General features: G+C 70.7%; 15 protein-coding genes. 7 read left to right on the plus strand and 8 right to left on the minus strand.

Annotated elements, in window-relative coordinates; all coding sequences use genetic code 11:
* Positions 1-11: 11 nt before the first annotated feature.
* The 3 genes from HAV40_RS30110 to HAV40_RS30120 are packed head-to-tail and all read right to left on the minus strand — an operon-like array spanning position 12 to position 2318.
* Positions 12-428 carry a GNAT family N-acetyltransferase gene (locus HAV40_RS30110; protein WP_166387201.1) on the minus strand — a complete coding sequence of 139 codons (417 nt, stop codon included), beginning with the start codon at positions 426-428 and terminating at the stop codon, positions 12-14.
* A gap of 58 nt (positions 429-486) precedes the next feature.
* Entirely contained in the window at positions 487-1143 is a 657-nt protein-coding gene (locus HAV40_RS30115) for a response regulator (RefSeq protein WP_166387203.1), read from the minus strand.
* Complete coding sequence (locus tag HAV40_RS30120; protein ID WP_203672088.1) at positions 1140-2318, minus strand: histidine kinase; 1179 nt, start codon at positions 2316-2318, stop codon at positions 1140-1142. Before HAV40_RS30120 ends, HAV40_RS30115 begins: the two co-directional genes overlap by 4 nt.
* A gap of 132 nt (positions 2319-2450) precedes the next feature.
* Here HAV40_RS30120 and HAV40_RS30125 point away from each other — a divergent pair, with 132 nt between their 5' ends.
* From HAV40_RS30125 to HAV40_RS30135, 3 genes are read left to right on the plus strand one after another with little or no spacing between them, the layout of a single operon-like run.
* On the plus strand, positions 2451-3014 hold the full coding sequence (locus HAV40_RS30125) for a hypothetical protein (protein ID WP_166387205.1): 564 nt from the start codon (positions 2451-2453) through the stop codon (positions 3012-3014).
* A 31-nt stretch (positions 3015-3045) separates the two neighbouring features.
* Entirely contained in the window at positions 3046-4482 is a 1437-nt protein-coding gene (locus HAV40_RS30130; RefSeq protein WP_166387207.1) for a serine/threonine-protein kinase, read from the plus strand.
* An 18-nt stretch (positions 4483-4500) separates the two neighbouring features.
* Entirely contained in the window at positions 4501-5160 is a 660-nt protein-coding gene (locus HAV40_RS30135; protein ID WP_166387209.1) for a hypothetical protein, read from the plus strand.
* 19 nt (positions 5161-5179) lie between these two features.
* On the opposite strand, the gene HAV40_RS30140 is transcribed toward HAV40_RS30135, so the two are convergent.
* Positions 5180-5728, minus strand: coding sequence for a TetR/AcrR family transcriptional regulator (locus tag HAV40_RS30140; RefSeq protein ID WP_166387211.1), 549 nt, complete (start codon positions 5726-5728; stop codon positions 5180-5182).
* A gap of 106 nt (positions 5729-5834) precedes the next feature.
* On the opposite strand from HAV40_RS30140, the gene HAV40_RS30145 reads away from it, so the two are divergent.
* Positions 5835-6344: a DoxX family protein gene (locus tag HAV40_RS30145; protein WP_166387212.1), complete on the plus strand. Its 510-nt coding sequence runs from the start codon at positions 5835-5837 to the stop codon at positions 6342-6344.
* Positions 6345-6351: 7 nt separating this feature from the next.
* Here HAV40_RS30145 and HAV40_RS30150 read toward each other — a convergent pair whose 3' ends face one another.
* Positions 6352-6891 (minus strand): V-type ATP synthase subunit I domain-containing protein, encoded by a 540-nt coding sequence (locus HAV40_RS30150; protein WP_166387214.1) that lies wholly within the window; start codon positions 6889-6891, stop codon positions 6352-6354.
* A 305-nt stretch (positions 6892-7196) separates the two neighbouring features.
* Here HAV40_RS30150 and HAV40_RS30155 point away from each other — a divergent pair, with 305 nt between their 5' ends.
* Positions 7197-7784 carry a TMEM165/GDT1 family protein gene (locus HAV40_RS30155; protein WP_166387216.1) on the plus strand — a complete coding sequence of 196 codons (588 nt, stop codon included), beginning with the start codon at positions 7197-7199 and terminating at the stop codon, positions 7782-7784.
* Positions 7785-7824: 40 nt separating this feature from the next.
* On the opposite strand, the gene HAV40_RS30160 is transcribed toward HAV40_RS30155, so the two are convergent.
* The 3 genes from HAV40_RS30160 to HAV40_RS30170 form a co-directional block, all read right to left on the minus strand.
* Entirely contained in the window at positions 7825-8187 is a 363-nt protein-coding gene (locus HAV40_RS30160) for a hypothetical protein (protein WP_166387218.1), read from the minus strand.
* Between the two features lie 56 nt (positions 8188-8243).
* Positions 8244-8936: a Crp/Fnr family transcriptional regulator gene (locus HAV40_RS30165; RefSeq protein ID WP_166387220.1), complete on the minus strand. Its 693-nt coding sequence runs from the start codon at positions 8934-8936 to the stop codon at positions 8244-8246.
* An 82-nt stretch (positions 8937-9018) separates the two neighbouring features.
* Complete coding sequence (locus HAV40_RS30170; protein ID WP_166387222.1) at positions 9019-9459, minus strand: Pycsar system effector family protein; 441 nt, start codon at positions 9457-9459, stop codon at positions 9019-9021.
* Between the two features lie 234 nt (positions 9460-9693).
* On the opposite strand from HAV40_RS30170, the gene HAV40_RS30175 reads away from it, so the two are divergent.
* Together HAV40_RS30175 and HAV40_RS30180 are read left to right on the plus strand one after the other, a co-directional pair.
* Complete coding sequence (locus HAV40_RS30175; RefSeq protein WP_239087017.1) at positions 9694-10488, plus strand: hypothetical protein; 795 nt, start codon at positions 9694-9696, stop codon at positions 10486-10488.
* The gene (locus tag HAV40_RS30180) at positions 10481-12700 is read left to right on the plus strand and encodes a hypothetical protein (protein WP_166387224.1); all 2220 of its coding nucleotides are present in this window, start codon (positions 10481-10483) and stop codon (positions 12698-12700) included. Before HAV40_RS30175 ends, HAV40_RS30180 begins: the two co-directional genes overlap by 8 nt.
* Position 12701 lies beyond the last annotated feature (1 nt).

The following is a 12701-nucleotide window of genomic DNA, read 5'->3' on the forward strand; positions in this document are numbered from 1 at the left end:
GGGGCCCTCCGTCATCCCCGGTACGGCCCGACCCGGTACATGCCGGTCATCGCCGGGTCCCTGCGGTAGCCGAACGTCTTGTACAGCCGCGTCGAGTCCCCCGCCGCGAACAGGCCCACGAACGAGCGCGGCCCCGCCTGCGTGGCGATCCACCGCTCCAGCGCCGTGACGATGGCCCGGCCGACCCCCCGTCCCTGGTGCGCGGGCAGCACGGCGATGTCGTGCAGGTAGAAGTAGATCGCGCCGTCGCCCAGCACCCGCCCGACCCCGACGACCTCGCCGCCGTGCACCGCGACGACGGCGTGCCGGGTGCGTTCCAGCGACAGCGGCAAAGCGTCCAGGTCGTACGCGTGCTGCCAGCCCACCGCGCTGGTCACCGCGATGAACTCGGCGAGCGTCGGCAGCCGGTCGATCACTTCATAGGACACGGGCCGCGACTCTAGCCGACATATGCGTACATAACAGGTCGCCACTCCGCGGCAGCGCTCACCCCGGCGGGCGCAGCCCGTGCTCGCGGGCCAGGATCGCGGCCTGCACCCGGCTGCGCAGCCCGAGCTTGGCCAGGATGCGGCTGACGTGGGTCTTCACCGTCGCCTCGGCCATGGCCAGCGCCTGGGCCGCCTCGACGTTGGACATGCCCGCACCCAGGCAGCCGAGCACCTCCTGCTCCCGACCGGTCAGGGTGTCCAGGTCCGGGGCGGCGGCCGGGTCGGTCCACTGCGGCGCGGCCAGGAACCGGTCCAGCAGCCGCCGTGTCGCGGCGGGCGCGATGATCGCGTCACCGCGCGCGACCGTACGCACCGCGTCGGCCAGCGCCCCCGCCTCGATGTCCTTGAGCAGGAACCCGGCCGCCCCGGCCCGCAGGCCGCCGAAGACGTACTCGTCGAGGTCGAACGTCGTCAGGATCAGCACCTGGGCCAGCCGCTGCGCGACGATCTGCCGGGTCGCGGCGATGCCGTCGAGCACCGGCATGCGCACGTCGAGCAGGGCCACGTCGGGGCGCTCGCGGCGGCACAGCTCGACGGCCTGCGCGCCGTCGGCCGCCTGGCCGACGACCTCGATGTCGGGATGCGTACGCAGGATCAGCACGATGCCCGAGCGCACCGCGGGCTGGTCGTCGGCGACCACCACCCGGATCGTCATACGCCAGCCTCCTCGGTGTGGCGCACGGGCAGCGACGCGCGCAGCCGCCAGCGACCGTCCTCGGCCCCGGCGGTCAGTGTGCCGTCCAGCAGCGCCGCGCGTTCCCGCATGCCGATCAGGCCGTGCCCGCTGCCGGTGCTCGCCGCGTCGGGCCGCAGCGCGTTGTCGGTCTCGATCAGGACCCGGTCGCCGTCGACGTCGACGTTCAGCACGACCGCACCCGTCCCGTGCTTCCAGGCGTTGGTCAGGCTCTCCCGCACGATCCGGTGCGCGGCGAAGTCGACACTGACCGGCAGCACCCGGTCGAGGCCGGCGGTGTGCAGGTCGACGGCGAGCCCGTCGGCCCGCGCCTGCGCGACCAGCTGCGGCAGCGACGCCAGCCCCGGGCGGGTGGCCGGATCGTCGCTGCCGCCGTCCTCGCGCAGCAGGCCGATCATCTGCCGCATCTCGGCCAGCCCCGACACGCTGCTCTGCCGGATCTGCTCGACGGCTTGGCGTACCAGCTGGGGGCTGGGATCGGGCGCCGACAGCACCGCGGTGGCGTGGATGGCGATGGCGCTGAGCTGGTTGGCGACCACGTCGTGCAGCTCGCGGGCCATCCGGGCGCGCTCGTCGGCGACGGCCTGGCGGCGTTCCCATGCGGCCAGCCGGGCCGTCTGTTCGGCCCGCAGCCGCTGCACGCGCGCCTGGTCGCGGTACTGCCGCACGCTGATGCCGGTGAGCGTCGGCAGTACCGCGACCAGCGCCACCACCAGGCCGAGCACCACACCGCGCCAGTCGCCGGCCGCGACCACGCCCACCGCCGCGGCCAGCACCGAGGCGGCCACCGAGCCGATCAGGTTCGCCCGCCACAGCCACGGCCTGCCGTAGACGCACGCGTCGTAGACGACCTGTGTGAAGATCAGCGCGGTGCCGAGCGAGCCGCCCAGCAGCGTGTCGGCGGCCAGCGCGACCAGGCCGATCGCCTCGCCGGTGCCCGGCGCGACCCGCCGCAGCAGGCAGCAGCCCGCCATCACCGCCAGCGGCACCAGCAGCACCCAGTGCGGCACGCCGGACCACAGGCTCGCGCCGAGGAACATGCGCCAGCCGCCGGCCGCGTACAGGACCAGCCCGCCCAGGAACGAGACCAGGCTGATGACCAGGTCGGTGCGCCAGGAGGGCCAGCGTGCGGTCACCCCATGATCACAGCACACCGGGACGGCCGCGCACGACCGGCCGGTGGCGGAGGCCGCCTACATCCTTCGGCGTACGCCGGGTTCGTGCCGCGCGCCGAGGCGGGCCGCCCCGGGGCCGGACATGATCGGATCATGTTGCTGGTCGTCATCGCCGCCTGCGAGGTCGGTTTCTGGGTCATCCTCGGCGCCGGGCTCGCCGCCCGCTACCTGCTGCGCTGGCAGCGCGTGTCGACGGTGCTGCTGGTCGGGGTGCCGGTCACCGACCTGGTCCTGCTCGGCGCGACCGCCCTCGACCTGTCGCGCGGAGCGACGGCCACCTGGGCGCACGGGCTCGCCGCGGCCTACCTGGGCTTCTCGGTGGCGTTCGGCCCGTCGATGGTCCGCTGGGCCGACGTACGTTTCGCCCACCGCTTCGCGGGCGGCCCCGCGCCGGTGCCCGCACCTCGCTACGGCGCGGCCCGCACCCGCCACGAGTGGCGCGAATGGGTCAAGGCCCTGATCGCGTGGGCCATCGCGGTGGCCCTGCTCGGCGCGGCGATCCTGGTCGTCGGCGACGCCGCGCGCACCGCGGAGCTGCAGGGCTGGATCGGGCGGCTCAGCATCGTCCTCGGCGTCTGGCTGGTCGGCTGGCCCGTCTACTACACCGTGTTCCCCAAACGCGACCCGGCTCTGCGCGACGGCAGCGCCGTGTCCTAGCCCGACAACCGGGTTCGGTTTAATGGCAGCCATGACCACGACCCAGCCCGTGAGGCTCAACGGCCGCTACCGCCTGGACGCGCGGATCGGCGCGGGCGGCATGGGCGAGGTCTGGCGGGCCACCGACGAGCTGCTGGGCCGCACCGTGGCGGTGAAGACGGTGCTGCCGGCGCTCGCCGACGACGCCGACTTCGCCCGCCGCTTCCTGGCCGAGGCGCGGTCCATGGCCGGGGTGCACCACCGGGGCGTGGTCGCCATCCACGACCTGTACCACGGCCCCGAGGGCGCGTTCCTGGTCATGGAGTTCGTCGACGGCGAACCGCTGTCACAGGTGCTGACCCGCTACGGCAGGCTCGCCGCGCCGCCCGCGCTGCACCTGGTCGGGCAGGCCGCCGACGCGCTGCACGCCGTGCACGGCCGCGGCATCGTGCACCGCGACGTCAAACCCGGCAACATGCTGGTACGCCCCGACGGCACGCTGCTGCTGACCGATTTCGGCATCGCCCGCCGCGACGGCGCGACCGCGCTGACCGCCACCGGCGCGGTCATCGGCACCCTGTCCTACCTGGCCCCCGAGCAGGTGCTCGGCCACCCCGCCACGGCCCGCAGCGACGTGTACGCCCTCGGCGTGGTCGCCTACGAGTGCCTGAGCGGAAGGCGGCCGTTCACCGCCGAGAACCCTTTCGCGGCCGCCATGATGCGCCTGAGCCAGGCTCCCCCGCCGCTCGGTCCCGACGTGCCCGCCCCCGTCGTCGCCCTGGTGGAACGGGCCCTGGCGGTCGAGCCGGGCGACCGCTGGGCGTCGGCCGCCGCGTTCGGCAGCGCGATCGCGCAGGTAGCCGCAGCGCTGCGCGGCGTCCCCGCGCCGTCGCCGGACGCGGCAGCACCGACGGTCGTGCAGCCGCGCACCCCGCTGTCTGCGACCCTCGTCGAACCGGGCCGCAACACCCCGACGCCCACCACGCCCCATCCGGGCGGCTCCGCAGTCGCCACACCGCATCAGGGCGGAGCGACGCAGGCCACCGTCCTCACCCCGCGGCCGGGCAGCGCCCCGCAGTTCGCCCCGGGCCCCGCGCAAGGTGCGCTGCCCGTGCCGCCCGGGTTCCGGTCGCGCGACGGCCACTACGTGCCGGTGGAGCCGATGTGCTGGGGTGGCCTGGTCATCCCCGGCGGGCTCGGGCGGACGCCGCGCCGGTACCCGCCGCACGAGGAGCACTACTGGGAGACCTTCGCCGCGGCGGAACTGCCCGAGGAGGCGGTTTACCTGCGCCAGGAGGAACTGCTCGGGCATCGGGTGGTGGCCGCCGTGTGCAACGCGCGGGTGCTGGCCTCGTGCAGCCGCGACCCTGCCCGGACGGTCGGGTGGGAACTGGAGCCGTGGCCGGTGCAGCTCGGCCGGGACCGCTGGATCTTCCACTGTCTGGCCGGGCCCGGCACGGGCGAATGGCTGGGCAGCCAGTTCGCCTGAGGCGGCATACTCGTCGACATGGGTTCCCTCGCCCGCCGCGGCGCGGTCTTCGCCGGTCTCGCCGCGGCCACCGCGCTCGCCGCGTACGCCCTGCACGACACCAATCTCGACGCCTGGACCTGGTTCAACTACGACCCGCAGGGCTTCGAGCAGGAACTGTGGGCCTGGCAGACGGCTGCGGCGTTCACCGCCACCTCCGGCACCCTGGCCGCGCAGCTCAGCGCATTGCTGTTCGGGCGGTTCCTGCGGCGTGACGGCGCGAGCCCGGCCACCGCGCTGGCCGCCGGGCTCGGCCTGGCCCTGACCCAGCTCGCGGTGGCGGTGCCGATGGCGATGGACCGGCTCAACGGCAAGGGCATGGCGATCGAGATGGCCCGGCACGGGCACCCGTTCGACCCTGCGCTGTGGCGGCAGCCGGTAGTGGTGACGGCAGCCGTGGCCGCCGCGCTGAGCTGCCTGGCCTGGTCGCTCATCGGGTATGGCATCGGCCGCCGCACCGGTCGGGTGGTGCACGCGGTCCTGGCGGCGCTCGCCGTGTCGCTGTACGTCCTGGTGCTGAGCGCGTTCTTCGGCACCGGGCCATGGTGGGCGCCGGCCGTGCTCGCGTTCGCTCTGGGCCTGGTCGCGTCGCTGCTGTCGCGGGGTGCGTCCACGCGGGCTGCCGCCGCGACAACCTGACGTCCGGCCGAAGGAGCCGTTAGCGTTCGAGGAGGCGGCGCAGCACCGGCCGGGCGGCGTCGACCGGATCGGTGCCGGGCTCAACGGTCAGCGCACCGGCCAGCCAGAGGCTCGCGAACCCGTGCGCGATCGACCAGCCCGCCCGCGCGGTGTCCTCGCCGCCCGCCGGGGAGGCCGCTCGCGCACCCTGCGCCAGTAGCGCCCCTGCCCGGTCCCGCGCCTGCCGGACCGCGTCGTCGTCGGCACGGTAGAGCTTGGGCTGGAACATCACGCCGAAGTGGACCGGGTGTTCGGTCGCGAACCGCACGTAGGCGAGTCCCGCCTCCAGGAAGTCGGTGCCCGCCTGCCGCAGCGTCTCGGCGAGCAGGTCGAAACCCTCCGCGGCGAGCGCCGTCAGCAGACCGGCCTTGTCGCCGAAGTGGTGTGCGGGCGCGGCGTGCGAGACTCCGGCACGGCGGGCCAGTTCACGCAGGCTCCAGCCGTCGAGCCCGGATGCGCCGATGGCGTCGACGGCCGCGTCGAGGACCGTACGCCGCAGGTCTCCGTGGTGGTATCCGATCGTCCTCACGTCCTTCCGCCGGTGACCGGGGTCTCCATCTTTCCATTGACAAGTTCTCGGCGTCCAGACTACCGTCGCCCATGAACTTGTCAATGACTAGATCAGGAGACACGCCATGACCCTCGCCGTACTGATCATCGGTCTGCTCGTCCTGCGCGGGCTCGGTGCGCTCGGCGTACGCCGATTCGCCACCTGGGCCGCCAGCGGCGCACACGCGCTGGCCGCCATGCTGCTGATGACCGCGAGCGCGCACTTCGTCCCAGCCGGCGTGACCGTCATGCCGACCCACGCCGACCTGGTGGCGATGGTGCCGCCGTTCGTGCCCGCCCCCAGCGCCATGGTGTACGCCACCGGCGTGCTGGAACTGCTCGGCGCGATCGGCCTCGTCGTCACCCGCACCCGCCGCGCCGCCGGGCTGTGCCTGGCCACACTGTTCGTGCTGCTGTTGCCCGCCAACGTGTACGCCGCCCTCGCCGACGTGCCGTTCCACGGCGAGGCGGCCTCGCCGCTGTGGCAGCGCATCCCCGAACAGCTGCTCTACATCGGCATCGCGCTCGCCGCAGCGCTGTCGGCCCCGGTGCGTGACACCGCCGACGAGCCCCGCCCCGCCGAGGCCACGGCCTAGACCGCCGTCAGTGGGCGGGTTCGGCCTGCGGCTGAACCCGCTGCGAGCCCGCCGCGCTGAATCCGAGCAGCGCCAGGCCGCCCAGCACACCGGTCCACGGCGACGCGGCCTCGATGACGGTCAGCGCGAGCACGCCCCCGGCGACGGCCAGGCCGATCATCGTCCAGCCCAGACGGGCGAAGACGGGCGCGTGGAAGGCCCCCGCGAACGGCAGGAAGTGCGCGCCCACCAGCAGCACCACCCACGGCACGGTCAGCAGGGGCTGGTGCAGCACATTGTTGATGACACCCGCGCCGACCGGGATGCCCAGTGCCATCGCGGTCACCGACGTGCCGTACACGCGGATCGCCTGCCGCGACGGCGGTTCGGCAGGTCCCTGCGCGCCGGACGGCCTGATCACCGCGAACCACACCACGGCCACGAAGGCCAGCACACCGACGACCCGCAGCACCGCGTTCCAGGGCGCGGCCAGCTCCCCCGCGTTGATCAGGATGAAGACCAGTCCGCCGATGGAGCCGATCATCGCTCCGATACGTTCTCCCCGCATCGCCACATCCAACCATGATCACCCAGGGTGAGACGGCCGGGTACGTACCATGCATCGCCGGTACGCCAGCGCCTGTGTCCCCTGCCACTCGGCCTGCCACGCACAGGGTCCGTTGCGATAGCGTCGACAGCGCGAAGGGGAGTAGCTCCCAACGTGGTGGTCGACATACTGGCCCGCTCCGGCGGTCCCGGCCACCCGACCTGGCTTCCGGCCAGGTGAGCGAGACCTTCGACTCAGGCAGTCCATGCCGGGTCGAGGTCGTCGCATGCGCTCTCCGCCCGGTGAACATGTCCCGGGAGGACGTTGTGGAAGGTTTCCTCGCCGCTCTGGCGATCAGTTTCGGCGTGATCTTCGTGGCCGAACTGGGTGACAAGTCGCAGCTGATGGCGATGACGTTCGCCACCCGCTACCGCACCGGCATCGTGCTGGCCGGCATCACCATCGCCACCGCCGTCGTGCACCTGGTGTCCGTCGCGGTCGGCGTCGGGCTGGGCAGTGCGCTGCCGACCGGCTGGATCGCACTGGTGGCGGGACTGGCGTTCCTGGCGTTCGCCGCCTGGACGCTACGCGGCGACAGCCTCACCGAGGAGGAGAAGACCAAGGCCCAGCGCGGCGGCAAGTCGGCGCTGTGGGCTGTCGGCGGCGCGTTCTTCCTCGCCGAGCTCGGCGACAAGACGATGCTGGCGACCATCACCCTGGCCACCCAGCACGGCTGGTTCGGCACCTGGGTCGGCTCGACGGTCGGCATGGTCGCCGCCGACGCGCTGGCCATCCTCGTCGGCCGCTGGCTGGGCCGCAGCCTGCCCGAGCGGGCCGTGAAGTTCGGCGCGGCAGTGCTGTTCGTGCTGTTCGGCGTGTGGCTGCTGATCGACGCGTACGGCCAGCTCACCTGACGCGGCCCGGGGCGGCGTGCCGGTCACGCCGCCCCGGTCGCTACGGCAGCGTGCGGTCGAGCCGCACGAGCAGTTCGGTGTCGTTGTGGTGACCCTCGAAATCGGAGAACTCACCGGCGACGAAGGTCCAGCCTCCATCGGCGATGATCGCGCGGAGTTTGCCGAGCGGCAGCCGCACCGCGTCCACCGGCATCTCCCACTCCCCGACGATGACCTCCTCGGCCCGCTGGACCAGCTCGTCGAGCGTCGCGAACTCGTCCGGCGCCTCGTCGGCCACCTCGTGCCACTCGCCCTCGGCGGCACGTCGCAGCAGCTCGGCCTCCATGGCCTCGGGCCCCTCGATGGCCTCGTCCCAGTCGTGCTCGAAGTACGAGAAGCGAAGCAGAACGCTGTGGTCGGTCACCGGCGGATGGTACATCGACCACCACGGCGGCACTGCACGTATCACGACCATCTTCGCTAGGCGGGTGGCGACAGCTCGCCGAGCGTACGCAGCGCGGGAAGATCGCGGATGACGACCTTTCGGTAGCCCGTGTCCACCAACTGCTGGAAGCGTAGTTCACGCAAAGCCTTCTGCAGGCTGATGTCGGCCGCACCACACAGCGTCGCCAACTCGGGCTGAGTGAGGCTGACCTCGATGACGACCCCGCGCGGTTCCCGGCGGCCATAGTTGTCAGCGAGATCCGCCAGCACCCGAGCGAGCCGCACCTTGACGGGATAGGCGGCGAAATCCGTACGGCGGCGGTTGGCCCAGCGCAGCTTGTCGGCGACGATCCCGGCGATCTCCACACTGGCATCGGCGTATTCGCGCAGGAACGCCCGGAAATCACGTCGGCTGATGACCCGGACGCTCGACGAGCGGCATGCCGTAACCGTCGCCGACCGTGGATTGTCGTTCAGGGCCGACATCTCGCCTACCAGATCACCGGACACCCGGATCGCGAGCAGCGCCTGGCGGCCGTCGGCCATGCCCACGGTGACCTTGGTGACGGCGTCCACCAGCAGCACGACGTGCGACTCGCACGCGCCCTCGCGCAGAATCGGCGCACCGACTCCGATGTCCCTTCGCACGCCGGCGGTGAGCAGTGCCTTGCGGCTCGTATCGTCGAGCCTGCCGAGCAACGTACCCGCCGGCCAGGTTAGGTCAGTCACGCCAGCTCCCCCATTCGACGTTGAGTCATCATGCCGTAGCTCGCTGCCACGGGAAAGACATTCGCCGTGCCACTGTTACCGCTCATCCCAGCAGCGCCAGCAATACGGATGTCGCCGTTGCGGCGGTGAGCCACGGCAGGCTCCGGCGCAGGTGCCGATGCTTTCGCATGGCGATCTTCGCGAGTCGGGCGCTGTGTTGCCAGGCTTCGACGGTGTAGTCCCCGATTGCTGCGGGAATGGCCGGCACACCATGGACGGCCAGGTCGGGCAGGCTGAATCGGTTAGCCGGGTCGACGACCGGCAGACGCGGCCACAGCGACCCGACCAGATGGAATGTGGAGACCGCGAGGGTCGCGATCACCACCAGCACGGCGACCAGCCGGATTCCAGTCGGCACGGCACCACTGGAACCGCTAGAGCCGATGCGGTCGAGGAGTGTCCCGGCCGCGAATCCCTCGATCCCCAACAGAGCTATCGACTTGGCGTCGACGTGCCGGATCGAGGCCTGCATCGCGTCGGTCACAACCAGAGCGACGGCCAGGTCGGTCCATCCACCTCGTACGTCCGGATCCCTGCTTTCCGATGGCGTCATGCACCCAGTACATCGACCTGCGCGCCCGGAAAACATTGCCCTGTATGGCTTTACGGGCAGCCGACAGATCCGGCGTCAGCTAGACGACATTCGATATTTCTACCAGATCGGCGGCCCCGTGGAGGCGTACAGATTTCATGTCTCACGCAAACGAGGAGGGTCATCGTGTACGACACACCCCGTCCTGACCGCCGCCTACTGATCGCCGTCGACATGGAGAACTACAGCGGACGCGACAACGTCCTGCAGTACCGCGCACAACAAGGATTCCAGCAGGTGCTGCAGGCCGCCACCGCGCAGCTCGACATCGATCGAGTGAAATGGATGACACAGCAGGGCGGAGACGGCGAGCTGGCGATCCTGCCCGCCGACGTCGACGAGCTCAAGGTCGTCACCCGGCTGACGCCGATCATCGACCGACTGCTGCGTGATCACAACCGCGGCCTGGACCCTGAGGCCCGTGTACGACTGCGTATCGCAGTACACGAAGGTCTGGTTCACCTCGACGGCGCCAATGGGTATCCGGGCGAGGCGGTGGTGACGGTCTGCCGTCTGGTCGACGCGGCACCGCTGAAAGCGGCTCTCAGGGCTTTCCCCAAGGCTCATGTGGCCCTGATCGTTTCTGACCGGATCTACCAGGACGTCATCCGCCATTACCACGACATTCGGCCCGACCGGTTCCTTCAGGTCACCGCAGAGGTCCCTGGCAAACGGTTCAGCGCCGACGCATGGGTCTTCGTGCCAGACGAGGATGTCCGTACGTTGCCCCACCATCCCCCCGTACACGGCATCGCGGAGACCCCTGCCAGCTCCCCCGCCCAAGCGCCGCCACCACTCAGCCCCGCAACTACCACCGGTCAGTACTTCGCCAATGTGACGACCCATGGTCCAGCGGCATTCGGCAACCACAACACCGTGGGACCGTACACGGACCGAACCGAGGAGAAGGGCCGTGGGTGACCACCCGCCGACGCCCGACGAAGGATCCGCACCGGCGGCCCGCGCTGAACTCGATGCAGTGGCGGATTCCGACACGCCGAGTGCTTCAGACGGGCAACGGGTCGAGCCGGTTGCCGAGCCAAAAGAAGCCGCGGCCGCCGGGAACGACACCACCCGTGACAGCGACGGCAATTCGGCGGAAACCATCCCCCCGGATTCGCTCAAACTGCCACCCTCCGTCAGCGGCGAACTGTATGGCTTCGCCTTCGAAGAGGTCACGAACCACGGACCCAGTGCGTTCGGAGACAACAACCTGGTGACCGGGATCACCCACAACACATACCATTCTCCGCCGCCGGCGAAGCCCTACGTCGGAAGGCTGCTCCAGGCCGCAGGGCTCCTCGCGACGTACGCTGCGGCACCTTCCGATGGCAAGCTCGATGAGCTGCTGCGCGAGCGTGGTGCGGCGTGCCTCACCGGGACCCCCGGCAGTGGTCGCTTCACGACGGCGATCGTCACGCTGGCCCGGCTGCATGATGTCGACGCTGTCAACGAGGTCTTCCTGCCGGCAGGCGTGGAGACCACCTCCCTGCACCTCCACCCCGAGGTCATCATCGCCGGGCAGGGCCACATCCTCCGGCTCACCGGCAATGCCTCCAGCGAGCTGCTGCGCTTTCTGGGCAAGGTCGCCCAGCGCGCCGGGTCACACGTCATCCTCATCAGGGATGCCGACCCCCGGCTGGCCCACCAGCACGGCGCGGAGACGACCCACCTTCGTCCCGCATCGCAGGATGTCTTTCGCGCTCACCTCAAGCAGCGGTTGCTAGCCGGTGTCGCCTTCGCCGCCGAGGCTGAGGCTGAGGCGTACGTCGACGAGGTCACTACCGCCGAGCCGGTTTACCAAGCCCTGCGGCAGGCCAGGAGGCCGAAGGAAGTCGTCGGCATCGCGGCCGCGGTGGCGGAGCACATGCCGACCGTGGCGACCCTCGCTGCGGTGCTCACCGCATCCCAGCCCGAACGCAGATCGCTCGCGAATAAGGCCATGCTCGCGGCGCAGCGACCCAGCCTCATCCGCCAGCACCGACTTGACCAGCACGAACGAGCCTTCCGTATCGCGTACTGCGTCTTCCACCGGCAGCCGGTCCATCACGTATTCCAGGCGACCGGATGGCTCCTCGAAGAGATCGACAAATCGTCGGGCCGGGAGTGGTTCGGGCGGCCAGCGCTGGAGCACTCGGTTGTCGATCTGCTCGGTGATGTTCTCAAAGGCGACTGGTGGGAGGTGGACCCCGAAGGCGACGAGTCCGATGCGGCATCCCGGACGGCTCGCCTACGCGATCCGGGCATGCGCGGCGCGATCCTCGATGTTGCCTGGCACGAATTCGACCACGCCAGGCCGGCCATGATCAGCTGGCTGCACCGGATGGCCGAGGTCGACGAGCCCGCGGTGCGCCAGGCCGCCGCCGAGGTCGCGGGCCTGCTCGCGCATCACGATTTCGACTTGGTGTTCGGCGAGGTCATCGACCACTGGGCCCGCTCCCGGCGGGGAGCTCTGCGGCAGGCAGCAGCCTGGACCGTCATCGCAGCCGAACTGGGCGGCAAGGTGGGCCGCCAGGTGCGCGAACAGGTCCGCAACTGGGCATGGAGCGGATCTTCCTATCAGCACGACACCGCAGCTCGGATCTATGCCGGTGGGCTCCGGCAGCCGAACGTGGCGTGGACTCTCGCCGATCTGCGGCGGGTGGCCGGCGATCCATTACAACGCCACAGCTGGGTAGTCGCCGAAGCGATCAACCAGCTATACGAGCCAGCCAACGCAACCGTGATCATCGACGAACTCGCGTACTGGACACGTGTCAAGGGCTTCGCCCATGTGCAGACGCACGCAGCACGCTCATTCACGGTCCTGGCCGGCCGCTCCGCCGAGGATGCCGAAGGCTGCCCAGAACTTCTCCGACGCCTGGCGGTGGGCAACGCCGACGTCGAGAAGATCGCCGCGAACTGGCGAACCGCGCTTTTCCATCCAGCGGTGTCCGGACGGGCATGGCAGCAGTTCGCCGATTGGCTCCGCACCGCCGACACCGACGAACCTCTGCGCGAGCCGCTGAAAGACCTGCTGAAATTCGTTGCCGGCGACGCGGTCATGCTCCGTCGCCTGGCCTTCTACCTTCCCCGCATCTGGGCACCCGGACCCGCTCCCGCATGGATCACCATGACGATCGGAAGGACCTGAC

Origin of the sequence: Catellatospora methionotrophica (assembly GCF_011297335.1) — a bacterium.
Lineage (GTDB): Bacteria > Actinomycetota > Actinomycetes > Mycobacteriales > Micromonosporaceae > Catellatospora > Catellatospora methionotrophica.

Coding starts and splice junctions, on each gene's coding strand:
- HAV40_RS30130 (WP_166387207.1), top strand. CDS start 3,046: ATGACCACGACCCAGCCCGTGAGGCTCAACGGCCGCTACCGCCTGGAC.
- HAV40_RS30125 (WP_166387205.1), top strand. CDS start 2,451: ATGTTGCTGGTCGTCATCGCCGCCTGCGAGGTCGGTTTCTGGGTCATC.
- HAV40_RS30150 (WP_166387214.1), bottom strand. CDS start 6,891: ATGCGGGGAGAACGTATCGGAGCGATGATCGGCTCCATCGGCGGACTG.
- HAV40_RS30145 (WP_166387212.1), top strand. CDS start 5,835: ATGACCCTCGCCGTACTGATCATCGGTCTGCTCGTCCTGCGCGGGCTC.
- HAV40_RS30135 (WP_166387209.1), top strand. CDS start 4,501: ATGGGTTCCCTCGCCCGCCGCGGCGCGGTCTTCGCCGGTCTCGCCGCG.
- HAV40_RS30115 (WP_166387203.1), bottom strand. CDS start 1,143: ATGACGATCCGGGTGGTGGTCGCCGACGACCAGCCCGCGGTGCGCTCG.